Below are 23,889 nucleotides of genomic sequence, written 5' to 3'. Positions count from 1 at the left end.
AGGCCCATTAAATTACCTCTCCCGCAAGCTTTCCTTGGCGTAACTCTGCACCGGGCTGAGCAGGTACTCGATCACGCGGCGCTTGCCAGTCTTGATCTCGGCGGTGACGTTCATGCCGGGTGTCAGGCGGATGGGTTTGCCGTCCACGTTGATGGTGTGCTGCGCCAGCGTGAGCGTGGCGGGGAAGACGGCGCCTCCGGGAGGCGGGGCTTTTTCGCCTTCCTTGTCCTGCTGTGCGGCGGCCTTGGCCGGATCCGGATCCTGCATCACCGCGTCGGCCGTGATGGTGGTGACCTTGGCGGGCACGGTGCCGTAGCGTGTGTAGGGGAAGGTCTCGAGCTTGATCTCGGCTTCCTGCCCGAGGGTGACGAAGCCCACGTCCTTGTTCTCCAGGGTGACTTCGGCCGTGACTTGCGCCTGGTCGGGGACGACCACCAGCAGCACTTGCGCGGGCGTGACGACGCCGCCCGTGGTGTGGATGGCGAGCTGCTGCACGGTGCCGTCCACCGGGGCGGTGAGCGTGGTGAGCTTTTCGCGCTGGCTGGCCTTGGCGCCTTCGGCCACCAGCTGGCGGGCTTGCAGGTCGGCCTTGGCGTGGCGTTCGTTCAGGGTCTTGAGCGTGTCGGCCCTGAAGGCGAGCAAGGTCTGTTCGGCCTGGGTGATCTCGGCCTTGGTTTCTTCACGGCGGGCGCGGTAGGCGGCCAGGTCCTGCTCCATCTCGACGCGGGCGCGGGTGCGGTCCTCACCAGCGTGCTGGGCCACGAAGCCTTCCTTGGCCAGCTTGGCGAAGTCGTCTTCACGCTTTTGCGCCATGGGCAGGGTGGCCTTGAGCTTGGCGACTTGCTCGCGCACGGTTTCCAGGTCGGCCTTCTTGGTGTCGATGTCGGCTTGCAACTTGGCTTGCTGGGCCTGGATGTTCTGCCATTCGGCGTCCAGCTGGTTGCGGGCCAGGCGCAGTTCGGTCTCGTCCAGGCCACTGCCGGGGCCCTGGGCTTCGGCGGGCAGCACCGGGGGCTTGCCGTGATGTTTGTGGTGCTTGTCCAGCGCATCGAGCAGCGCCTGTGTGCGCCAGGCTTCAGACAAGGCGCCGGCTCGCTCCTGCATCACGCGGGTGTTGTCAGCGGCGGCGGCGGTGGGGTCGAGTTCGATCAGCACCTGGCCGGCCTTGACCTTGTCACCGTCTTGCACGCGGATGGTTTTGACCACGCTGGCTTCCAGCGGCTGGATGAGCTTGGTGCCCTCACTCACGACGATGCGGCCAGGTGCCACGGCCACGATGTCGACCTGACCGAAGCAGGCCCAGGTCAGCGTGATGGTGAACAGGGCGCAGATGGCCCAGATGGCGCGCCGTGGTGCGGGGTGGGGCGGTGTGGCCTGCAGGCTCAAGGCCGCGGGCAGGAAGGCGGCCTCATCGGCCAGGCGGGCCGGGCCGGCCAGTTCGTGGCGGTGCTGCCAGGCGGCCTGGAACACGGCCTTGTAGTGACGCAGCAGGTCGGCCAGCGGGTGGCGTGGCGCAGTGGCCTGGTTGGCGGCGTGGCTCATGGTTGGCCCTCCACCCCGGGCATCGGGCCAGCTTGCGCAGCGGTTGGCGGCGCGCCTGCATGGCCTGCGCGTGGACCATCATGTGGGCCATCGAGCGGCTGGCTGCCTTGCTGCATGCGCCACAGGTAGGCGTACAGGCCCTTGGGGCGCTGCACCAGCTCGTCATGCGGGCCGGCTTCGACGATGCGGCCACGCTCCATGGCGACGATGCGGTGGGCGTGGCGCACGGCGCTCAGGCGGTGGGCAATGATGATCACGGTGCGGCCCTTGCAGATGGCGGCCATGTTGCGCTGGATGATGGCCTCAGATTCGTAGTCGAGCGCCGAGGTGGCCTCGTCGAAGATCAGCACGCGCGGGTTGGTGAACAGGGCGCGGGCAATGGCCACGCGCTGGCGCTGCCCACCCGACAGCGACGAGCCCTGCTCGCCCACGATGGTGTCGTAGCCCTCGGGCAGTTCGCTGATGAAGTCGTGCGCGCCAGCCAGGCGGGCGGCGTGCATCACGGCTTCGATGGGCGCGGCCGGGTCGGCAATGGCGATGTTCTCGCGCACGCTGCGGTTGAACAGGAAGTTGTCTTGCAGCACGACGCCGATCTGGCGGCGCAACTGGGCGGCGTCCACCAGGCTGATGTCGATGCCGTCGATCAGCACGCGGCCTTGCTCGGGCGTGTACAGGCGCTGCACCAGTTTGGTCAGCGTGCTCTTGCCCGAGCCCGAGCGGCCCACGATGCCGATGATTTCGCCGGGGCGGATGTCGAAACCCACGTCATGCAGCACGGGCGCGGCCTCGGGCCGGTAGCGGAAGGTGACCTTGTCCAGCGTGATGCGGCCCTTGATGGGCGGCAGTTGCGCAGCGGTGCTCGGGGGCACCTCGGTGCGGGTGTTGAGGATGTCGCCCAGGCGCTCCATGGCGATGCCGGTCTGCTGGAACTCGGTCCACATCTGGGCCATGCGCATGATGGGTTGGGACACACGCCCGGCGAACATGTTGAAGGCCACGAACTGGCCCACCGACAGCTCATGGTCCATCACCAGCTTGGCGCCGAACCACAGCGTGGCGGCGTTGATGAGCTTGCCGATCAGGTTGATGCCTTCGTTGGCCCAGGTGGCCAGGGTCTGCGTCTTGAAGCTGGCGGACACGTAGGCGGCGAGCTGGTTGTCCCAGCGGCGGGCCATGGCGGGCTCCAGGGCATTGGCCTTCACGGTCTGGATGCCGGTGATGGTCTCCACCAGCATGGCCTGGTTCTCGGCGCCGCGCGCGAACTTCTCGTTCAAGCGCCCGCGCAGCACGGGCACCACGCCCAGGATCAGTGCGGCGTACAGCGGCAGGCTGATCAGCACGATGAGCGTGAGCGGCACGCTGTAGAGCAGCATCACGCCGATGAACAGCACCGAGAAGACCACATCGAGCACCAGCGTGAGCGCCTGGCCGGTGAGGAAGCTGCGGATGTTTTCCAGCTCGCGCACGCGGGCCACCGAGTCGCCCACACGGCGGGCCTGGAAGTAGGCCAGCGGCAGTTGCACCAGGTGCCGGAACAGGCGCGCGCCGAGTTCCACGTCCATGCGGCTGGTGGTGTGGCTGAACACATAGGCGCGTAAGCCGGTGAGCAGGCTCTCGAAGATGACGACCACCGTGAGGCCCATGACCAGCACGTCCAGCGTGGTCAGGCCGCGGTGCACCAGCACCTTGTCCATCACGACCTGGAAGAACAGCGGGCTGACCAGCGCAAAGATCTGCAGGAACAGCGAGACCATCAGCACCTCGCCCAGCAGCTTGCGGTGCTTGACGATGCTGGGGATGAACCAGGTGAAGTCGAACTTGGCCAGCGCACCGGCCAGGCTGGCACGGCTGGTGGCCAGCAGCAGCTCGCCCGTACCAGATGGGGCCCATTGTTGGGTGAAGACCTCGATGGGCTCGATGGTGGGACGCCCGCCGCCTTCGGCGTTCGGGTCCTGGAACAGCACGCGTTGGCCATCGCATTGGGCCAGCAGGACCCAGCGGGTGCTGCCGTCTGCCTGTTCGCCCACACCATGCAGGCGAGCCAGGGCAGGCAGAGGGGCCAGCGAGAGGCGGTCAACGGCGGTGCGGCTGATCTTGGCCTTGAGGCCTAGTTCCTTGGCGGCGCCCAGCAGCTCGTCGTCGGTGGCCGGCACGTTGGGGCTCAGGCCGCGCGTGTGCACCAGCGATTCAGGGTCGGCGGCGATGTGGTGCAGGCGTGCCAGCAGGCACAGCGCTTTCCAGGGTTGGGGCGGCTGCGGTGAGGCGGGCGTGGGCGGAATAGGGCTATCCGCCCCTTCGTGGGCGAGTGAGGAAGACATGCGAACCCTGGCCTTGAATGAATGCCGGGCATTATGGGACAGGCGTATTTTGCGGGCCCTCCCGCTTGAGAGGGGGAGGACAGACCCTGTTCGTTACCCGATGTGAGGGGCGGGGGAAGCCCCTAGTCTCTGCATCGCAGGATCAACCTGCGCTGACCACCACCTGGTTGCGGCCCTCGTCCTTGCCTTTGTAGAGCGCCGCATCGGCGCGCTGGATGGCCTGGTCGACCCGCTCGTCAGCACGCAGCTCGGCCAGCCCCAGGGTGGCGCTCACGCGCAAGGCGTGCCCCGAGGACGGGAAGCGCAGCTCGGAGATGGCCAGGCGCAGGCGTTCTGCCACCGGCAGGGCGGTCGCCTTGTTCGCGAAGGGCAGCACGATGAGGAACTCCTCGCCGCCCCAGCGGGCCACGAAGTCCATCTCCCTCACGCCGGATTCGAGCACGTCGGCCACGGCCTTGAGGGCCCAGTCACCCATGTTGTGGCCAAAGGTGTCGTTGAGCTTCTTGAAGTGGTCGATGTCGACCAGCAGCACGCAGGTGTCGTGGGGCTGGCGTTGACGCACGGCCTGTTCGTGCTCCAGCGCGGCCAGCATGCTGCGTCGGTTCATCAGGCCGGTGAGGCTGTCGGTGGTGGCCAGCTCGTGCAGGCGTTCTTCAGCCTGGGTGATGAGGTGCACGTACAGCACCGTCAGCCCGCTGAGGATGGCGATCGTGGTGACCAGGTTGAAGCGGTGCAGGTAGGCCAGTGTGCCCAGGTCCATCTGGTAGGCGGGCGCGGCCTTGCGCCAGTACCAGTCCAGTGCGACGTAGGCGCCGCCGATCAAGGTGGCAAAGCCGATCTTGAAGGGCCACTTGTTGAGCTGGTTGGCCAGGAAGACCGGGATGACGATGAGCAGGTAGTAATGAAAGCCGCTCTCCCAACCGACGGCGATCACGGCCAGGATGGCGTGTGCCGCCACCTCCGCGATCATCATGAACATGGCCAGGGCCACCTTGTTGTGGCGCAGCAGCAAGGCCGCCAGCAGATAGGTCAGCACGCTGGCAATGTTGACCTGGGCCATGGGCAGCACCTTGGCCTGGTAGAACAGCAAGCCAAAGGCCATGTGCGTGATACCTGCCAGTAGGCAGCCGCTGCTGAGCAGCAACTTGAACGAGTCGCTGGCAATGGAAGGTGTGAGCGATGACGCCCCGTCTTGACGCGCAGGCTTTCCCATGCGCGCCAGCATATCAGCCGGCCTCAAGCCCATGCTGAGGATTTGTGTGGCTTGGGCGGGCCTGCGTGAAGTGTCACCTCGCGCCAACAGCCCTCGCCGGGAACCTAATGCGACAGCTCGCCGAATTGGCCTGTCAGGCACAGCTTTGGCGGCACGGATCAAGCCAGTCTGTATGCAATCGCCCCTGCGATCCACCGAGGAGACAAGCCCATGACACAAGACCCACAAGTTCGCCCGATCCAGCCGCGAGAGAAGCTCGATTTCAAGCTGGGCAGCGGCATCCCGCGTTTCTGGAATGGCGGCGACCCGTTCAAGACGCGCTTTTTCGACGCGATGTCGCTGACCTTCCCGATCGGCGAGCGCTACTTCATCAGCACCGTGCGCGCCTACCGAGACCAGATCGCGGACCCGCACCTGCTGCAGGAGGTCAAGGACTTCACGCGCCAGGAAGCGCAGCACGGCATGGTGCACACCGAGTTCAACGCCATGCTGGAAGGCCAAGGCCTGAACGTGGGCTGGACGCAGCGCTTTCTGGATGCCAAGTTCAAGTGGCAGCTGTCGACGTGGTCCAAGGCCTTCAACCTGTCTTACACGGCGGCAGCCGAACACATGACGGCCATGATGTGCACGACCTTCATGGAGCGGCCCGACATCATCAAGCCTTTCGATACGCGCATGCGGGCGGTCTACACCTGGCATTCGATCGAAGAGGTGGAGCACAAGGCCGTCTGCTTCGATGTGCTGACCAAGGTGGCCAAGGCGAACTACTTCACGCGCATTGCGGGGCTGATCTATTTCAGCATCGAGTACCCGATCGGCAACTGGTTCATGGTCAACCGCCTGCTCAAGGACGATGGATTCGGCTTCTTGCAGCGCGCGAAGATGCTGCTCAAAGGCGCCTGGTGGTTGTACAAGCCCGGTGGCGTCTTCCTGCCGGCACTGGGCTATTACCTGTCGTACTACAAGCCCGGGTTCCACCCCTGGCAGCACACCGAGATGGGGCACTACGAGACCTGGCTGAATGCTTACGAACGCACGGGCGACCCGGTGATGGCGGCCGAAGCGTATTCAGCGCAGGTGATGGGGGTGAGCTGAGTGGCCGTGGCGCATCAGAAGTCGTATTTGGAGACGACGATGGGTTCGGGGCAGGCTTTGGCGATCTTGTCCTGCACCACGGCTTCGATCTGACTTGCATTGGCCAGGTAGGTGTCGACCCAGTCCTGCCGGTTGTGCCCGGCCTGGAAGCGGGTTTCGAGCGCCTCGCGGGAAATGATGGCGCGCACCAGGCGCAGGCCGACCGGCAGGCGCACGATCACGGAATCGTGGCCGGCGTAAATCACGGGGCGAACGTCGTTCATCTTGCTGCTCCTGCTGCATGAAGGGATTCAAGGGAGGGCAGTGTTGATCGGGGCGGGCAGCACGTCCGTAAGCGTGGGTAAGGAGATGCGTCTCAGCCTTCAAATGGTTGCCTGAGCAGCCTATATAACCCGGTGCGATTGCGGACGAACTGTGTCTATATGCAGGCCTGTGGACTTACTGTCGCAGTGGTGAACATTTTGATCAGTGTTGTTTCACACTGTAACGTAGGCCACCTCCGATCGAGGAGCTACGCAGTGCCATCATGCGGGCACAACAAGTAAGCCGGGAAGGGGGAGGCGACGCCTGCTCGTTACAGCACGCGCCACGACATTGCGCGGTCGTGTCTGCGCGACTCTATTTATTAAAAATCACGGAGGGCAATATGCCTGCAAATCCACTTAACAGAACCAACGCCTGGACCGCCTGGATGAATGGCAAGGTCGCAGGGGCAAACGTCCATCTTGAAATCGCAAAACCCGATCAGTCGGTGCCGCTCGTCAATGCTTTTACAGGAGATACGTCGACGTACAACTTTGCGCATCGCACCTTGGCCAATCTCGCCAACAAGCAAAGCTACAACGCTATACGGCTGTGGCTGGGCGGAGAGACGCCAGATTTCAACAACATCGCGCTGATCAAGGACAAGGGTTGGAGTCCGTCTGCAGACATCAATCTGGTTAACGCCATCGATGATCTCCAAACCATTTATGCATACCGCGATCGTGTTCGAGGCATTCTGAAGACCTGTGAAGCTCTGAATATGGGCGTCATTCTGGTGTGCGGTTATCCCGGGGGCACGGACCTCGTGACCTATGGCGAAGTCAGTAATGCAAGCACCCAAGCTAATTGCGACACACTGGTCGGCTTCTGGAAGCAATGCATCCAGGAGTTCGGTGCTGAAGTCGCTCTGATCGGCATAGATCCGCTCAATGAGCCGCCCATCAAGACGCCTGCGCCTGCGGGAGTGGTGTTGAGTATCAAGCGGGCTCGTGAGGCCATCTATGGCTGGCCGCAGATTGCACAGAAGATCATCGATGGCATTCGCACGCAAGAGCTCAGTTTGACGTCTTTGGTCAGTCCCACACCAATCGTCATCTGCTGCCCGACCGGTGAGCCCTTGCACATCAAGCTGTTCAATGCACCATCCACGACGGGCGGCAGTCCCACCTACCTGTATGACAGTGCACTGGGCATGTCACGCTGGAGCAGCCAGGTGTCATCGGCCGGGGCAAGCGGCTGGATCGTCTATCAATTTCATGCCTATCAATCCATCAGCATCACGTCTCAAGGCGTCAGTGCGGGGCTGTGGCCGGCATTGGGGTGGACTTACCCTTCAGGCTCCCTCAGGCGTATCGCTCGCAATTGGGACTCGGCCGGCAATTGGGTTGACGACTCAGCAAACGTGATCTGCGAAGACTGGGGTGGAAAGGTCGAACCCATGAACAACATGGACGACGTGGCCACGCAATGGCGGGAGCCTATCGCACTACAAGCTGCCGCTCAGGCAGGCGGCAACGTGCAGCCCATTTTTGTTGGCGAGTTTTCGTTTGTTCAACCCGTACTCGAGTCGGTGAGTCCGCCAAATCCTGACAGAGTCAAGTTGGTCTGGGTAGACAATCAGAAGTTCCTCGCCGCATCGGTGACGAGTGATGCGGCGGAGCAAAGGAAATACCTGCCTCAGTGGGCCGACGTTTCCTTGCATCCCAGGTCCAGATGGATCACGGAATTCGATGTATTCCAGGGGCCAGACGGTACGTATGTGCGGGCGTATTTCGATAACATCAATCGCTGGAGTTTTGGGCGACCCTCACTGTCGGGCGTAACAGGTATTCCGCTGCCTCCAGTGCCACCTACGAACGGCAAGACACCGACCAAGCGAGGCGTTGCAGATTGTCCCGTGATCCGTGCCGAAGACTACGCGATGGGGTTTGCTGTACCCGCCACCCGTACACCTCCAACGGATCCGGACCCCAGGAAGTGGGCCGCATCAAACTTTACGAACGATGTGCTGATGACCATCTCGGCAGGAGAGCCCGGAACAGAGGCATTCTTCGTGACCAAGGCCAAGGTTCAGATCCAGGCCGACCGGTACTGGGTCGAATACAAGGCGCCAAATCAGGCCATTGCGCAGGGTTTCTATAGAGCGGCCAGGGACACGGCAAGTCCTTTCTATCCCTACTATGCGCCTATCGCCATCGCGTCGTTTTTCTCGGCGACATCGGGCGATGACATGGAGAAGTCGCGTGCAGCCTACATTCAGGACATCCTTTGCGTGGCGCAGAAGTACCACTTTTCGTGGGCATATCACGCCTACGGCTGGTCATTGGGATTTATCGGCTGGACTCCTGGTGGGGACATGAGTGACGTCTTGATGCAAGCGGCCATGGGCAGGCAGTTGCCACGCCGCGCCTGATCCAGGACACATCGCAGCTTCGAACTAAACGAATTGGAGGAATTCATGGACAAAATCAGACGATCGATCGTCATTGGTGCACCGGCCTTGACCTTGCTGCCGCTGGCTGGATGCGGTGGCGGCGGCGACTCGCCCGCGAGTACCGCCGGTTCCAGTGGGCAAGGTGGCACCGATGGGCGCGCCTACGCTCAAGGAACCACAACCAGTCCGCAAGCGCTGTTCTCGCCGTATCCAACGGCTACCAGCTCCATAGACAACATCTTCACTGCCGATTTTGGTGGCCCCTCCATTGCGCCAGATGCGGGAAGACAGGCCGTCTTGAACGGATCGACCATGTGGGTGAGTCTGCAGAATACGGTTCTCGACACGACCGGCATCAAATGGACTCGCCTGATTCATCTCAAGCTGATTAACGTCGCTCTTGGCTTGGCCCCTTCTACGTTTGCGCCAGGGGCCGGATTGACGTTGGGGCAAGTGATGGTCAACCCCAACGACCTGGATAGCCGATCATTCCATCTCGACTACGAGATGAGGTCAAGCGGCAATGTCGTCCTGTCGGGAATGAGCACGAGCGTCGATGCAAATGGCATCACGACTGGATCATTTCTGTTGACGTTCAACGGCCTGGTTTTTTATCCAACGGACGCAGCTAAGGTGATGCCAAAAAGCAATACCTTCGCCAGATATCCGTTCCAAATTACCCAGGCCGCAACGGTACCCTTCATGGTCGAAACGGTGCCTTGGGCGTGAGTGGTGTGCGCTGGCAACGTCGCGTAGCCAGCGCGAGTGTGGCGTAGTAGGCTTTGACTCAAGCCTTCACGCCATGCTCCGCCGCAGGCTTCAAGCCCAGCATCTGACGGGCTTCAGCGGGTGATGCCACCTCACGCCCCGCATTGCGCGCGCACTGTGCCAGGGCTTCGATCAGCTGGCCATTGCCCGATGTGCGCTCGCCACCTGGCAGGTAGAAGGTGTCTTCCACGCCGGTGCGCAGCATGCCGCCCAGGTCTGCCGTGGCCTGGTGCACGGCCCAGATCTCTTCGCGGCCGATCAAGGTGGTCTGCCAAGTCGTGCCTTGCTTGCGGTACTTCACCAGCAGCTTGAGCAGGTCGGCATCCACCGGCATGCCCGAGGCCACGCCCATCACGAAGTTGTACTCCAGGTAGTCGGCCATGCCGGCCTTCTGGTACATCTCCACCGAGCGCACGATGCCCACGTCGAAGCATTCGAACTCGGGGCGCGTGCCGGTTTCGTTCATGACGTCGATCATGGCCTTGACCTTGTCGACCTGGTTGTCGAACAGCATCGGGGGCCATGCCCACTGGCCGTTCTCTTTGATCTTCAGGTAGTTCAGGCTGCCGGCGTTGCAGGCGGCAATCTCGGGGCGCACGGCGCGGATGCAGGCGGCCGGGCCGGAGATGTCCGGGCCCACCACACCCGTGGTCAGGTTGATGATGACGCCGGGGCAGGCGGCACGGATGGCCGTGTCGATCTCGGCGGCCACGGCCGGGTCCCAGCTGGGGAAGCGGCCCATGCCGGGTTCCTGGCGGCGCAGGTGCACGTGCATGATGGATGCGCCGGCATCGAAGGCTTCGCGCGCGGCGGCCGCCATCTGGGCAGCCGTGACCGGCACGGGGTGTTGCGCCGGGTCGGTGAGCACGCCGGTGAGGGCGCAGGTCAGAATGGCCTTGTCCATGATCACGATTCCTTCGTTGTGAGTTCGATGTCGATCAGCAGGGTCTTGGCCTGCACTTGTTCGCCCGCTTGCACGTACACGGCCTTGATCACGCCCGGGGCCTGGGCGGACAACCACATTTCCATCTTCATGGCTTCGATGCTCAGCAGTGGCTGGTCGGCCACCACGGTGTCACCGGCCTTGACCAGGACCTGGGCCACGGTGCCGGCCACTGGGGACAGCGCACGGCTGGGGTCCGCCGCATTGCCGGCATCAGGCCAGGCCGAGACCTCGTTGAACACGAAGGTCGAAGCTTGTTGCACCACGTGCAGTTCGTCGCCGGCCGAGCCTTCGCACCACACGGCCAGCAGGCTGCGCTGCACGCCGTCGAGCTCATAGCGCAGCACGCCGCCACGCGCGCTCGTGTCGTGGTTGATCAGGCGCAGATCGTGTGGCGTATCGGTGGGCGTGAGGCTGACCAGGAAGCGGCCATTGCGCTGGCCCTGCACACGCAGCGTGCGTTTGGCGCCATCGCAAGCCAGGGGCACATCAAAGCCACTGACGCTGTCGGCACGCAGGGCAGGAGCGTGGGTGCCCACCGCCTTGTGCTGGGTGCGTGCGGCGATCACGGCGGCGGCCACGAGCCAGGCTTCATCCGTGGCGACGGGGCGCTGCAGGATGGCTTCGTTGTCGGTCTGCCATTGGTCGATGAGCGTGGTCGTCATCGTGCCGGCACGGAAGCGTGGGTGGTCGATCAGGTCACGCAGGAAGCGCGCGTTGTGCTTGAGGCCCAGCAGCGGCGCATCGTCCAGCGTGGTGATCAGGCGGCGGATGGCGTCGTCACGGTCACGGCCGTGCACGATGAGCTTGGCCACCATGGGGTCGTAGTGTGGCGTCACGGTGCCGCCTTCGACGATGCCGTCGTCGATGCGCACGCCGTCGTACAGGGCCTGGGTGGGGCGCCACCAGGCGATGTCACCGGTCTGCGGTGCAAAGCCGGCATACGGGTCTTCGGTGTACAGGCGCGCTTCGATGGCGTGGCCTTGCAGCTTGATCTCTTCCTGCTTCAAGGGCAGCGGCTGGCCGGCGGCCACGCGCAGTTGCCACTCGACCAGATCGAGGCCCGAGATCATTTCGGTGACCGGGTGCTCCACCTGCAGGCGGGTGTTCATCTCCAGGAAGTAGTAGTTCAGGTCCTGGTCGACGATGTACTCGATGGTGCCGGCGCCGCAGTAGTTGATGGCCTTGGCGGCCAGCACCGCGTCGCGGCCCATGGCTTCGCGCATGGCGGGGCTGACCACGGGCGAGGGCGATTCTTCAATCACCTTCTGGCGGCGGCGCTGGGCCGTGCAGTCGCGCTCGCCGATGTAGACGGCGTTGCCATGGCTGTCGGCGAAGACCTGGATCTCGATGTGGCGGCCGTCGAGCACCAGGCGCTCCAGCATCAGCGTGCCGTCGCCAAAGGCGCTTTGGGCTTCGCGGCGGGCGCTGGTGATGGCCTGCTGCAGTTCGTCGGCCTGATGCACCAGGCGCATGCCACGGCCACCACCGCCGCTCACGGCCTTGACCAGCAGCGGGAAGCCCAGGCGTTTGCCTTCGGCGATCAGGGTCTCGTCGTTCTGGTCGGCGCCCAGGTAGCCCGGTGCGGTGGGCACGCCGGCGCGGATCATTTCCTTCTTGGCACCGGCCTTGTCGCCCATCACGCGGATGGCTTCAGGCGAGGGGCCGATGAAGATCACGCCGGCATCCGCACAGGCTTGTGCAAAGCCCGCGTTTTCCGACAGGAAGCCGTAGCCGGGGTGGATGGCGTTGGCGCCGGTCTTGCGGCAGGCCTCCAGCAAGGCGTCGACCTTGAGGTAGGACTCGGCGGCGGGCGCGGGGCCGATGCACACGGCTTCGTCAGCCAGGCTGACGTGCGGGGCCTGCGCATCGGCTTCGCTGAACACGGCCACGGTGCGGTAGCCCAGCTTGCGGGCCGTGCGGATCACGCGGCAGGCGATCTCGCCGCGGTTCGCAATCAGGATTTTTTTCAACATGATGTTTCGCAGTGAACTTGCCAGTACTCGTTCTCATCCAGCGAACACCATGGATCCGGCTTCGCCGGTCCATTGGTGTTGCCCCCTTGAGGGGGCGCGCGAAGCGCGTAGGGGGTGGTTCATGTCTGTACCCACGAGGGCTTGCGCTTTTGCATGAAAGCGCTGGTGCCTTCCTGGCCTTCGTCGCTGAGCACGGCTTGTGCGAACAACTCGGCCGCATCGTCGATGAGGTCTTCTGCGGGCGTGCTGCGCGCACGGGCCAGCAGGTTCTTGGTGGTGGCGATGGCTTGCGGGCCGCAGGCCATGATGCTGGCGATGGTGTTGGCCAGGGCGTCGTTGAGCGCGTCTGCGCTGCCATGCACTTCGTGCACCAGGCGGATGGTCAGGGCGTCTTGCGCATTGATCTTGGCCCCAGTGACCGACAGGCGCTTGGCTTCGGCATAACCCAGGCGCTCGACCAGGAAGGGTGCGATCTGCGCGGGGATGATGCCCAGCGAAGTTTCGGGCAGGCGAAAGCTCACGTTGTCCAGCGCCAGGGTGACGTCGGACACGCAGGCCAGGCCGAAGCCACCGCCCATCACGGTGCCTTCCAGCACGGTGACCACGGGCAGTGTGGTGCGCGCAAAGGCCAGGCACAGGCGCCCGAATTGTGCGTTGACCTGGGCCACCGGGCTGGGGCCCGATGCCTTCACGCCGGTCTTGGCTTCTTCGGCCTGCACGGCGGCCAGCTTCATGCGGGCCTGGGCCATGTCGCCGATGTCGCCGCCGGCACAGAAGTGGCCGCCTGCGCCGCGCAGCACGATGACGCGCACGCTGGCGTCTTCTTCGGCCTGACGCAGCGTGGTCAGCAACTCGTTGATCATGGTCAGGGACATGGCATTGCGCACTTCAGGCCGATTGAGCGTGATGGTGCAGATGCCCTTGTCGAGCTGGACCTGGATGGTGGAGGTGGTCATCGCGTATGGCGCCCTGGCTGATTACTTGCGGACCTTCTTGGGCAGCGTGCCCTCGAACTTGCAGATGATGCCCAGCATGATTTCGTCGGCGCCGCCACCGATGGAGACCAGGCGGCCATCGCGGTAAGCCTGCGAGATGGGGTTGTCATACGTGAAGCCCATGCCGCCCCAGTACTGCAGGCAGCTGTCGGCCACTTCGCGGATCAGACGGCCGCACTTGAGCTTGGCCATCGAGGCCATGCGGGTCACGTCCTGGCCTTGCACATACCCGTCGACGGCACGGTAGACCAGCGAGCGCAGCAGCTCGACTTCGGTGCGCAGCTCGGCCAGGCGGAAGTGGATGACCTGGTTGTTGATCAGGGGCTGGCCGAAGGTGTGGCGTTCCTTGCAGTACTCGATGGTCAGGTCGATCAGCTTGTCGAGCATCTTCAGGGAGTTGGCCGCACCGTACAGGCGCTCTTCCTGGAACTGGATCATCTGCATCATGAAGCCGGCGCCTTCGGTGCCGACCAGGTTGCGACGGGGCACGCGCACGTTGTCGAAGAAGATCTGCGCCGTGTCCGACGAGTTCATGCCGATCTTCTTGATCTTCTGCGTGGTGATGCCCTTGGCATCCATCGGCACGATGATCATGGACTTGTTGCTGTGCACCGGGCCGTCGGACGTGTTGGCCAGCAGGCAGCACCAGTCCGCTTGCGTGGCATTGGTGATCCACATCTTGGAGCCGTTGATGACGTAGTCATCGCCTTCCACGCGGGCCGAGGTCTTGAGCGCGGCCACGTCGGAGCCGCCACCGGTTTCCGACACGCCGATGCAACCGACCATGTCGCCGGCGATGGCCGGGGCCAGGTATTCCTTCTTCAGCTCGTGCGAGCCGAAGCGGTGCAGGGCGGGGGTGCACATGTCGGTCTGCACGCCAATGGCCATGGGCACGCCGCCGCAGGGGATGGCGCCCAGCTCTTCGGCCACCACCATCGAGTAGGAGAAGTCCAGGCCCAGGCCACCGTACTCGGTGTCGTACTTCACGCCCAGCAGGCCCAGGTTGCCCATCTTCTTGAAGACTTCATGGGCGGGGAAGGTCTCGGCGGCTTCCCATTCCTTCACGTAGGGGTTGATCTCGGCTTCGCAAAAGCGCTTGACGGTTTCGGCGATCTGCTTGTGTTCAGCGGTGAATTGCATGGTGGTCTCCTCGGGTCTGTCGCGGCGGGGCGATGGTGTGATGTGGTGTCTGGTGTGGGTGCGCGGCGGCCTTACAGGCGCGCCACGCCAAAGGTGTTGCCGCGCAGCTGGCGCTTGTCGGCTTCGAGGGCCATGTCCAGGCACAGGGCCAGCACACGGCGGGTGTCGCGCGGGTCGATGACACCGTCGTCCCACAGGCGGGCGGTGCCGAACAGCACGTTGGATTCGGCATCCAGGCGCTTGCGGATCTCGGCGGACATGCCTTCGAGCATGGCGTCGTTCACCGGCATGCCGGCGCGTTCCATCTTGCCGCGCGTGACGATCTCCATCACCTTGGCGGCTTGCGCGCCACCCATCACGGCGGTGCGGGCAGAAGGCCAGCTGAAGATGAAGCGCGGGTCGAAACCGCGGCCGCACATGCCGTAGTTGCCGGCGCCGAATGAGCCATTGAGCGTGATGGTGAACTTGGGCACACGGGCGTTGGCCACGGCCTGGATCATCTTGGAGCCATGCTTGATGGCGCCGCCGTGTTCAGCGGCCGAGCCCACCATGTAGCCGGTCGTGTTCTGCAGGAAGACCAGCGGCGTGCCCGATTGATCACACAGCTGGATGAACTGCGCGGCCTTGGTCGAGCCTTGCGGCTGGATGGGGCCGTTGTTGCCCAGGATGCCGACCAGGTGGCCGTTGATGCGGGCGTGGCCGCACAGGGTCTCGCTGCCGTAGTTGGCCTTGAATTCGAGGAAGTCCGAGCCGTCGACGATGCGGGCGATGACCTCGCGGCTGTCAAAGGGCTCGCGGTCATCGGCCGGCACGCAGCCCAGCAGTTCTTCTTCGTTGAACAGCGGGGCGATGACGGGCTTGCGGCCCTCAACCTCGACCGTGTCCCATTGCAGCTTGTCCAGCAGGTCGCGGCACATGGCGATGGCGTGTGCGTCGTTGTCCGACAGGTACTCGCCCAGGCCGGTCACGCTGGCGTGCATCTCGGCGCCACCCAGGTCCTCGTCGGTGGCGTCTTCGCCGATGGCGGCCTTCACGAGCGGGGGGCCAGCCAGGTAGATGCTGGAGCGGCCCTTCACCAGGATCACGTAGTCGGACAGGCCGGGCAGGTAGGCGCCACCCGCGGTGGACGAACCATGCACCACGGCGATCTGCGGGATGCCCATGGCCGAGAGGCGCGCCTGGTTGGCGAAGCTCTTGCCGCCGTCCACGAAGATCTCGGCCTGGTACATCAGGTTGGCGCCGCCCGATTCCACCAGGCAGATCAGGGGCAGCTTGTTGTCGCGGGCGATCTCTTGGGCGCGCAGGCCCTTCTTGAGGCCCATGGGCGAGATGGTGCCGCCCTTGAGCGCGCTGTCGCTGGCGGTGACCAGGCAGCGCTTGCCAGCCACCAGGCCAATGCCGATGATGGTGCCGCCGCCCAGCACGCTCTTCTTGCCGTCGTCGTCGTGCATGCCCAAGCCGGCGAGGGTGCTGAGCTCGAGGAAGGGCGAGTCGCGGTCGAGCAGGCGGGCCACGCGTTCACGCGGCAGCAACTGGCCGCGTTTTTCGAATTTGTCGCGCTTGTCGGCGGAGCCGTCGCGCACCTGTTTTTCGAGGGCGCGTACCTGGTCCAGGCGCTCGGTCATGCGCGCCACGGCGGCGCGGTAAGACTCGGATTTGGTGTTGAGGGCAGTGCGCAGAGCGGGCATCTTGGGTCAGATCCTTGGACACGTCGGCCATGAGGCCAGTGCACGCAATGTAATCCTGCTTGACGTTAACGTCAACTGAATGATGCATGGGTGAATCCCCTATGACAAACGTCAGCGTTCGGCGATAATGCGGCCTGTGGTCAGGCACGTGTCGTGTCCGGCTCCTCCCCTCCCTTATCTAGCCTGCTGGTGCTGCCGTGTCCCAAGTGAAAGCCAAACCCCAAGAAGAAATGCTGGACGAGTACGGTGACGACACCGGGCCGGTGCCCAGCTGGGCGTTCGAGGCGGACGAAGACGAGCATGCCGCTGATTCGCTGATGGGCATCGCCGAGGTCTGCGAGCGTTATGGCGTGTCGCCGCGCGCGCTGCGTTTCTACGAGACCAAGGGCCTGCTGGCGCCGCGCCGCATCAACGGCACGCGGGTCTACAGCAAGATCGACCGGGCGCGCCTCAAGCGCATCCTGCGCGCCAAGTCACTGGGCTCGCCGCTGTCCGAGATCAAGCATTACCTGGACATGTACGGCCAGCACGGCGAAGGCCGCATCCAGCAGCTGACATATGTGGTCGAGAAGACCGACAAGGCCATTGCCGAGCTGGAGGCCAAGCGCGCGCAGATCGACGCCTCGCTGGCCGAGTTGCGCATGATCAATGCGCGCAGCCGCAAGACGCTGGAAGACAAGCGCAAGGGCAATTAAAGGGGCTCAGCTCTTCGCCAGCAGACAGTTCTCCGCCGCCGTGGCGATCTGCTCGACGGCCTGCGCGCGCAGCGCATCCAGACTTTCCCACGGGTAGCGGATGTTGATCAGGCGCGCATGCAGGTAGCCTGTGCTCAAGGCGAAACGCAGGTCGCTGGCCAGGCGCGCACGGCTCGGGTCGCCGCCGATTTCCTGGGCCACGTCCCGGGTCAGGGCTTGCGAGGTCTGCATGACCTCCTGGTAGATTGGGGCCTCGCTCCACTTTGATTCGACCGATTCGACATAGGTCTGCTCGGTCATGAAGATCAGGCGGTAGTAATCAGGCCGGGCTTCGTAGTAGCCCAGGAAAGCGTCCACACCTGCACGCAGGCGTTGCCGCGCCGTGAGGCCCGGTTGGTTGATGGCGGCGTTGATGACGCCATGCAACTCGGTGATGGCGAACTCCCACAGCCCACGCAGCAGCCCGGCCTTGTTGGGGAAGTAGCGGTACAGCGCCATGGCCGACACGCCCACCTCCGTGGCCACGGCCCGCATGGTGACACCCGTCAGGCCCTGGGTCTGGAACAGCTTCATCGCCGCATCCAGCGCAGCCTGTCGCAAGGCTTGTTGGTCTGCCACATTGCCGCGCCGGACCCTGCTGGGGGTGGCGGTGCGCGTGCGCTGATTTATGCGTTGGGTGGCCATAGGGGTCCATCATAAATCTTACGCATAAGCTTATGTGTATGTTTACAAGTAAATTAAGCGTGCAAATGCCCGCTATCCTGGTGTTCACCAGCGTCCGGGAATCCCGATACTGAGCGCATCACGAACACCGCGGCATCTGCGCCGGCAGCCTGGTTCGTGCGCTGTGTTTTCACGAAAGGGCTCGGTATGAAGACGACGTTTCTCAGGCAGTTTTCCGTGCGTGGCAAGCTGACGATGGCTTTTTGCGTGGTGCTGGTGCTGATGGGGGCGCTGGCGCTCAACGCGGCCCTTGGCGGCGCCCATGTCCACGAGAAGACACGTACCCTGATCGACATCCGTCTGGCCGGCGTGCGCGACAGCCTGTTGATGGCCGAGGCCGCCACCCGCATGCGCACCCGCGATTACCGCGTGTCCATCACCATGCCCGACGAATTGCCCGCCGCCGTCGCCAGGCTGCAAAAGAGCAAGGACGAGTTCGAGAAGTACCGCAAGAGTTACGCGGATTCGATCGCCGACGACAAGGAACGCGCCCTGTACGAGCAGGCCATGCGGGACTGGGCCGACTACGTGAAGGTGTCTGACGAAGGGGTGGCCATCGCGCAGACGGGCAGCATGGGCAAGACCCAGGCCTGGGTCAGCACGCAAGGCCTCCAGTCCTTTGACCGCGTGGCGGCCTCGCTCAAGGCCCTGGCCAGCTACAACGACAAAATGGCCCAGGCCGATGGGGCGGATGTGGGCGCGCTGTATCGCCGTGGCATGTTGACATCTGGCTTGCTGCTGGCCGGGGCCATGGGCCTGGCTGGACTGCTGTGCTGGACGATCACGCGTGCCATCGTGCAGCCACTGCAGCAGGCGGTGGATGTGGCCAGCCAGGTCGCGGCAGGCAACCTGACGGTGCAGATCCAGTCAGAGGGCCAGGACGAGGTGGCGCGCCTGCAGCATGCCCTGGGTGAAATGGTGGCGCAGCTGCGTCAGGTGGTCAGCGAAGTGCGCACCGGGGTGGAGTCGGTCAGCACCGCGTCGTCGCAGATCGCCATGGGCAACGCCGACCTCAGCCAGCGCACGGAAGAGCAGGCCTCCAATCTGCAGCAGACGGCCGCATCCATGGAGCAATTGACCTCCATCGTGGCGCAGAACGCGTCGGCCGCATCCCAGGCCAATGACCTGGTGGCGCGCACGGCGGCGGTGGCGCGCCAGGGCGGCAAGGCCGTGGGCGACGTGGTGCTCACCATGAACGACATCTCCAACAGCTCGCGTCAGATCTACGACATCATCGGCGTGATCGACAGCATCGCCTTTCAGACCAATATCCTGGCCTTGAACGCGGCCGTGGAGGCGGCCCGTGCCGGCGAGCAAGGGCGGGGTTTTGCCGTGGTGGCCGGCGAGGTGCGCACCCTGGCACAACGCAGTGGCCAGGCCGCCAAGGAGATCAAGCAGCTGATCGGCTGCAGCGTGGACAAGGTCGAACAAGGTGCCGGCCTGGTCACGCAGGCGGGCAAGACCATGGATGACATCGTCGCCGAGGTCAAGCGTGTGGAGGAACTGATGGCACAGATCAGCCTGGCCAGCCAGGAGCAGTCCACCGGCATTTCGCAGGTGGGGCAGGCGGTGGCACAGCTCGACCAGGTCACGCAGCAAAATGCCGCGCTGGTCGAGGAAGCGGCGGCAGCGGCCGACAGCATGAAGCACCAGGCGGCGCGGCTGGCGCAGGCGGTCAGCGTGTTCCAGGTGGACGCCTTGGTGTGACATCCGTCACGCGCGCGGCTAAGGGATCGGCGCCCCTAAATCTCGGCCGGCGACCTGCCGATAAGGTCGTATGGCATCCGTTTCCAACACCTCTCAGGCATCCGTCAAGGGCGAGGTACAACCCAGCGGGGCATGGCTGACGCCGGCCCGCGTTGTACTGGCGGCTGTGCTTTTGTTGTGCGCGCTGCAACTCTTCTTTCGTGTGAGCGATGCCCGCGCTCATGGCGAGATCGAAGGTGCAGCCGCCCTGGCGCTGATCGAGCAGCAGCCCGCAACGGCGGTGCCACCTTCTGGCCCGCTGCCCATTGGCCTGCAGGCTTCGCTGGCCACGGTTTTCACGCCCCGCAATGGCGTGTTGTCACTGGCGCTGTGCCAGGGCCCGCAGTGCCGCATGGCCTACTCGCGTGCTGGCGCCGCGCCTTGTGAGTCCGGGCTGGCCTGGCCGGCCTTGTGCGTGGCCGTGCCCTCGCGCGTGAACATTGGCGACACCCTGAAGGTCGGGTATGACCTGCAACCCTATTTGTGGTCGGCCCTGCTGGACCTGGGCGTGACCCTGGTGCTGGGCGCCGGTGTGCTGCTGGCGTGGCGCGGCAAACAGGCTGCACCCCAGGCCGCAGGGAGTAGCAGTGGAAGTGGCAACGGCAAACCCGGCTCGCCGGCCGCCCCGCTGGCTGCGGGCGCAGAGCGCGACCCGCTCACCGGCTTGCTCAACCGCGTGGCTTTCGAAGCTGCGGTCAAGCGCCACAACGAAACAGGTGCGGCCACGGCGTCCGGCGAGGCTGATGGCTGCCTGATGTACTTTGACCTGGACCGCTTCAAGGCCATCAACGACACGCATGGCCACATCGCCGGGGACCTGGTGCTCAAGGCCGTGGCCGGTCGGCTGCGCTACACCCTGGGCAATGGCGCCTTGATCGGCCGCCTGGGTGGTGACGAGTTTGCCGCGTTGCTGACCGATGCATCGACCCAGGCCACCATCCAGCAGATGGGGCGCGTGCTGATCGAGCAGGTGTCCAAGCCCATTCAAATGGGCGGCCTGACCGACTCGGTCGGTTTGAGCATTGGCGCCTTCATGCTCAAGCGTGGCGAGCTGGCCGTGGGCGACATCCTGCACCGTGCCGACCTGGCCATGTACGAAGCCAAGCGTGGCGGGCGTGGCCGCATGATGTTCTTCGAGGAGGCCATGGACGCGGCCTCGCGCAGCCGGGCCCAGATTCAGATCGACCTGAGCAAGGCGATCGAGAACCGCGAGATGTTCATGGTCTACCAGCCTCAGGTGGATGCGTTTGACAGCATCCGCGGAGTGGAGTCGCTGGTGCGCTGGCGCCACCCCAAGCGCGGGTTGGTGTCACCGGACGAGTTCATCTCGATTGCCGAGCAGACCGGCCTGATCGTGCCCTTGGGCAAGATGATCATCGACCTGGTGTGCGCCGACCTGGTGGCCTTGCGCGCACAGCGCCTGGCGCTGCCTTATGTGAGCGTGAACCTGTCGCTGCGCCAACTGGCCGACCCGGCCTTCGTGGACGAAGTGCAGGAGGCGCTCAAGCGCCACGGCCTGAGCCCGACGGACCTGGAGTTCGAGATCACGGAGAGCACGGCGATGGTGGGGCAGGCGGCCAAGGAAACGGCCACGCTCAAGCGTCTGTCCGAGATGGGCTTCCGTCTGGCCATTGACGACTTTGGCACAGGCTATTCATCGCTGGGGCGCCTGCTGGACCTGAAGGTGGACAAGCTCAAGATCGACCGTGTGTTCGTGGCAGCCATCACCAAGCCCAACTTCGACCCGGCCTTGCTGGAGCTGATGATTTCGCTGGCCAAGCGCATGGGGATCAAGAGCGTGGCCGAAGGTGTGGAGAACGTGGACCAGGTGGTCTGGCTGCGTCAGGCGGGTTGCCAGATGATGCAGGGTGATCTGTACTCTCGGCCCATGAACCACTCGCAGTTGATCAGCTGGCTGAGGCTGCAGGAAGGTGACAACGACTTCGATGAGGGCGTGTGGTCGCCGACGATGACGATGGAAGAGAGTGGGGTTTGAGGCTCTCGTTCTTGGCGCGGTTCGTGGTGCGTAAGAAGCCTTGAACGGAGAGCGCGGGGCGCGGCTGAGAAGGCATGCGGCCGGGCTTCATTGTTGACGGTCCTGCCTTTGGCAGGACTGCCCTGCGATGCTCGTGACGAGGTGGGGCCCTCTAACTCGCTACGCGGCTGCGCCGCTGCGCTCAAACATATCGGGCCAGTCAGTTGAACGAAGCGCGCTGCGCGCGCCCACCTCGCCCCTGCGCGTCTCGGCGTCAACAAGGCGCCCCGCCGTATGCCTTCTCAGCCTTTTGTCGCCCCGCTTGCTTGCCGCCACGGGTGTTGGCGCCGCATCGTGATGGGTGGCAGCGAAGTAAAGCCATGCTCGTTGCAGCAACGGCAACGGCAACGGCAACGGCAACGGCAACAGCAACAGCAACAGCAACAGCAACAGCAACAGCAATGCTGCGTTGAGGCTTGAGACGTTGAAGCGTTGAAACCTGACTCGCGCCTTCACTCGACCTAGCGATCTGTGCATGCCACCAGCGAGGCGGGAAAAGGGCTGAGCCGGCATCTGGCCGGGCGCCTTGTTGGTGCTGAGAAGCGCAGGGGCGAGGGGGGCGCGCGCAGCGCGCTTCGTTCAACTGACTGGCCCGATCTGTTTGAGCGCAGCGGCGTAGCCGCGTAGCGAGTTAGAGGGCCCCACCTTGACACGAGCATCGCAAGGCAGCCCCGCTGTGCGGGGCCACCAACATGAAGCCTGGACGGATGCTGGCTCAGCCCCCGCCTCGCGCTGCACCGACAAAACGCTCAGCCCAACGCAAGCAAGCCAAAAGCCAAAGAGGCAAAAGCCTACTCAGCGAATCCCCACAAACATCTTCCAGCGCTTCTCGTTCTGCTTCTTGGCCTGATACAGCGCCTGATCCGCCTGCGCCAGCAACTTGCGCACCGACTCCACCTCATCGGAGTAAGCCGCCATGCCCACCGAAATGCCCACGCCAATCTCATCACCCGTGGACAGCGTGATCGGCGCCGACACCGCCCGCACGATGCGCTTGGCCAGCACCTGAGCCGAATCCTTCGCGCCATGGCGCATCACGATGCCGAACTCATCGCCACCAAAACGCGCCAGCACATCCCCCACACGCACCTGCTGCGCCAGGCGCCGCGACACCTCGCAGAGCACCTCGTCGCCCGCCGCGTGCCCGAAGCCATCGTTGACTTCCTTGAAGCCATCGAGGTCCATGCACAGCACCGTGAACGGCTCGCCATTGCGCATCGCGTGTGCCATCTCGGCTTCCAGCGCCCGGTCGAATTGGACGCGGTTGCTCAAGCCCGTCAAGTGATCCGTCATCGCCATGTGCGCCAGCTGCAGCGCGCGCTTGCGGCTGTCCAGCGCGGTCATGACCAGCGTGGCCAGGTCCTGCAAAGCCAGTTGCTGCTCCACGCTGAACGGTCGGGGCTGCGTGTCCAGCACCGCCATGGTGCCCAGCACCAGGCCACGCGCGTCCACGATGGGCGCGCCCGCATAAAAACGCAGCTTGGGCGCATTGCGCACCAGCACGTGTTCTTCAAAGCGCGGGTCCTGCTTCAAGTCGGGCATCACCAGCACCGCCTCGGGGTGCACGATGGTGTGTGAACAAAAAGCGATCTGGCGATCCAGTTGCGGCACATCCAGCCCGATGCGGGACTTGAACCAGAGCCGATCCGTGTCCATCAAGGCCACCACGGCCATGGGCGTGTTGAAGGTGTGGGCAGCGATGCGGGTCAGCGCATCGAACTCCACCTCGGGCGGGGTGTCGAGGATCTCGTAAGCGCGCACGGACTGCAGGCGCTGTTCCTCGTTGATCGGCATGGGTATGGGGCAGGATTTTTCGCTGTTTGACATGACTTCACCAAGAGCGTTTGCACCGTTATCGGCGGGCGGGGCGCAAAAAAAAGCCCAAGGCCAGCAGGGATGCTGCAGGGCGTGAGGCCGCGCCAGCCCACACCGAGGGAGATCACCCATGCCTGCCGGGCTACCACCCCGTGTTCAAGGGGCCCGTCAAACGTGATCTGGCTCACGTCCGGCGGTGGTGTGCACCTTTGTATCGGGATTGCCCTGCACACGGCACGCGCACCCGGCGGCACCATGAATCCACCTGATGTTCAGGTCTGTTTGAGCCACTTCCAAGGAGTCCACACCATGAACCCATCCCAATGCGCCCAACCTGATCAACTCTTCGGTGCCTGCATGCACGCCGGTGGCTGGCCCAAGCTGGGCTGGGCTGCGCAGGATGCCGTGGAAGAAGAGCTGACCTGCTACGACGAACACGACATCTGGGTCTGATTTTTCATATCGCGCCGGTGTGAGACCAGGCCGCCCAGGCCGCTTA

The 23,889-nt window shown here is 64.2% G+C and carries 19 protein-coding genes; 7 read left to right on the top strand and 12 right to left on the bottom strand.

Annotated features, from left to right (window positions below; genetic code table 11):
* Nucleotides 1-12 precede the first annotated feature (12 nt).
* The 3 genes from JY96_RS10100 to JY96_RS10090 form a co-directional block, all read right to left on the bottom strand.
* Nucleotides 13-1,542, bottom strand: a complete 1,530-nt coding sequence (locus JY96_RS10100; protein ID WP_035037102.1) for an HlyD family type I secretion periplasmic adaptor subunit — start codon at nucleotides 1,540-1,542, stop codon at nucleotides 13-15.
* Nucleotides 1,539-3,860: a type I secretion system permease/ATPase gene (locus JY96_RS10095; protein ID WP_081961175.1), complete on the bottom strand. Its 2,322-nt coding sequence runs from the start codon at nucleotides 3,858-3,860 to the stop codon at nucleotides 1,539-1,541. The genes JY96_RS10100 and JY96_RS10095 overlap by 4 nt, the downstream gene beginning before the upstream one ends.
* 142 nt (nucleotides 3,861-4,002) lie before the next feature.
* Nucleotides 4,003-5,073 carry a GGDEF domain-containing protein gene (locus tag JY96_RS10090; RefSeq protein ID WP_161784292.1) on the bottom strand — a complete coding sequence of 357 codons (1,071 nt, stop codon included), beginning with the start codon at nucleotides 5,071-5,073 and terminating at the stop codon, nucleotides 4,003-4,005.
* Between the two features lie 210 nt (nucleotides 5,074-5,283).
* On the opposite strand from JY96_RS10090, the gene JY96_RS10085 reads away from it, so the two are divergent.
* Nucleotides 5,284-6,168: a metal-dependent hydrolase gene (locus tag JY96_RS10085; protein ID WP_035037099.1), complete on the top strand. Its 885-nt coding sequence runs from the start codon at nucleotides 5,284-5,286 to the stop codon at nucleotides 6,166-6,168.
* Between the two features lie 14 nt (nucleotides 6,169-6,182).
* On the opposite strand, the gene JY96_RS10080 is transcribed toward JY96_RS10085, so the two are convergent.
* Entirely contained in the window at nucleotides 6,183-6,431 is a 249-nt protein-coding gene (locus JY96_RS10080; RefSeq protein WP_035037097.1) for a DUF1488 family protein, read from the bottom strand.
* Between the two features lie 341 nt (nucleotides 6,432-6,772).
* Between JY96_RS10080 and JY96_RS10075 the strand changes: the two genes are divergently transcribed.
* Complete coding sequence (locus tag JY96_RS10075) at nucleotides 6,773-8,845, top strand: cellulase family glycosylhydrolase (RefSeq protein WP_161784291.1); 2,073 nt, start codon at nucleotides 6,773-6,775, stop codon at nucleotides 8,843-8,845.
* A 45-nt stretch (nucleotides 8,846-8,890) separates the two neighbouring features.
* A complete protein-coding gene (locus JY96_RS23130; protein WP_152606440.1) occupies nucleotides 8,891-9,595 on the top strand; it encodes a hypothetical protein in 705 nt (234 codons plus the stop codon).
* 58 nt (nucleotides 9,596-9,653) lie between these two features.
* On the opposite strand, the gene JY96_RS10065 is transcribed toward JY96_RS23130, so the two are convergent.
* From JY96_RS10065 to JY96_RS10045, 5 genes are all read right to left on the bottom strand, one after another.
* Nucleotides 9,654-10,538: a 3-keto-5-aminohexanoate cleavage protein gene (locus JY96_RS10065; RefSeq protein ID WP_200883486.1), complete on the bottom strand. Its 885-nt coding sequence runs from the start codon at nucleotides 10,536-10,538 to the stop codon at nucleotides 9,654-9,656.
* A gap of 2 nt (nucleotides 10,539-10,540) precedes the next feature.
* Nucleotides 10,541-12,553, bottom strand: a complete 2,013-nt coding sequence (locus tag JY96_RS10060) for an acetyl/propionyl/methylcrotonyl-CoA carboxylase subunit alpha (RefSeq protein WP_035037085.1) — start codon at nucleotides 12,551-12,553, stop codon at nucleotides 10,541-10,543.
* Nucleotides 12,554-12,672: 119 nt separating this feature from the next.
* Nucleotides 12,673-13,509 (bottom strand): enoyl-CoA hydratase/isomerase family protein, encoded by an 837-nt coding sequence (locus JY96_RS10055; protein WP_035037082.1) that lies wholly within the window; start codon nucleotides 13,507-13,509, stop codon nucleotides 12,673-12,675.
* A gap of 21 nt (nucleotides 13,510-13,530) precedes the next feature.
* Complete coding sequence (locus tag JY96_RS10050) at nucleotides 13,531-14,688, bottom strand: acyl-CoA dehydrogenase family protein (RefSeq protein WP_035037079.1); 1,158 nt, start codon at nucleotides 14,686-14,688, stop codon at nucleotides 13,531-13,533.
* Between the two features lie 71 nt (nucleotides 14,689-14,759).
* Nucleotides 14,760-16,376, bottom strand: a complete 1,617-nt coding sequence (locus tag JY96_RS10045) for an acyl-CoA carboxylase subunit beta (protein WP_035037077.1) — start codon at nucleotides 16,374-16,376, stop codon at nucleotides 14,760-14,762.
* 197 nt (nucleotides 16,377-16,573) lie between these two features.
* Between JY96_RS10045 and JY96_RS10040 the strand changes: the two genes are divergently transcribed.
* A complete protein-coding gene (locus JY96_RS10040) occupies nucleotides 16,574-17,071 on the top strand; it encodes a MerR family DNA-binding transcriptional regulator (protein ID WP_235333895.1) in 498 nt (165 codons plus the stop codon).
* A gap of 6 nt (nucleotides 17,072-17,077) precedes the next feature.
* Here JY96_RS10040 and JY96_RS22190 read toward each other — a convergent pair whose 3' ends face one another.
* The gene (locus JY96_RS22190) at nucleotides 17,078-17,755 is read right to left on the bottom strand and encodes a TetR/AcrR family transcriptional regulator (protein WP_052162362.1); all 678 of its coding nucleotides are present in this window, start codon (nucleotides 17,753-17,755) and stop codon (nucleotides 17,078-17,080) included.
* A 186-nt stretch (nucleotides 17,756-17,941) separates the two neighbouring features.
* Between JY96_RS22190 and JY96_RS10030 the strand changes: the two genes are divergently transcribed.
* On the top strand, nucleotides 17,942-19,501 hold the full coding sequence (locus JY96_RS10030) for a methyl-accepting chemotaxis protein (protein WP_052162361.1): 1,560 nt from the start codon (nucleotides 17,942-17,944) through the stop codon (nucleotides 19,499-19,501).
* 70 nt (nucleotides 19,502-19,571) lie between these two features.
* Nucleotides 19,572-21,536, top strand: a complete 1,965-nt coding sequence (locus JY96_RS22185) for a bifunctional diguanylate cyclase/phosphodiesterase (RefSeq protein WP_052162360.1) — start codon at nucleotides 19,572-19,574, stop codon at nucleotides 21,534-21,536.
* Between the two features lie 159 nt (nucleotides 21,537-21,695).
* On the opposite strand, the gene JY96_RS23125 is transcribed toward JY96_RS22185, so the two are convergent.
* Together JY96_RS23125 and JY96_RS10015 are read right to left on the bottom strand one after the other, a co-directional pair.
* Nucleotides 21,696-22,088 (bottom strand): hypothetical protein, encoded by a 393-nt coding sequence (locus JY96_RS23125; protein WP_161784290.1) that lies wholly within the window; start codon nucleotides 22,086-22,088, stop codon nucleotides 21,696-21,698.
* Between the two features lie 282 nt (nucleotides 22,089-22,370).
* The gene (locus JY96_RS10015; protein WP_052162359.1) at nucleotides 22,371-23,402 is read right to left on the bottom strand and encodes a sensor domain-containing diguanylate cyclase; all 1,032 of its coding nucleotides are present in this window, start codon (nucleotides 23,400-23,402) and stop codon (nucleotides 22,371-22,373) included.
* A gap of 297 nt (nucleotides 23,403-23,699) precedes the next feature.
* Here JY96_RS10015 and JY96_RS23565 point away from each other — a divergent pair, with 297 nt between their 5' ends.
* Nucleotides 23,700-23,843 (top strand): hypothetical protein, encoded by a 144-nt coding sequence (locus JY96_RS23565; protein ID WP_161784289.1) that lies wholly within the window; start codon nucleotides 23,700-23,702, stop codon nucleotides 23,841-23,843.
* Nucleotides 23,844-23,889 lie beyond the last annotated feature (46 nt).

It is taken from the genome of Aquabacterium sp. NJ1, assembly GCF_000768065.1.
Lineage (GTDB): Bacteria > Pseudomonadota > Gammaproteobacteria > Burkholderiales > Burkholderiaceae_C > Aquabacterium.
This window is presented reverse-complemented; position numbering and strand designations above follow the sequence as displayed.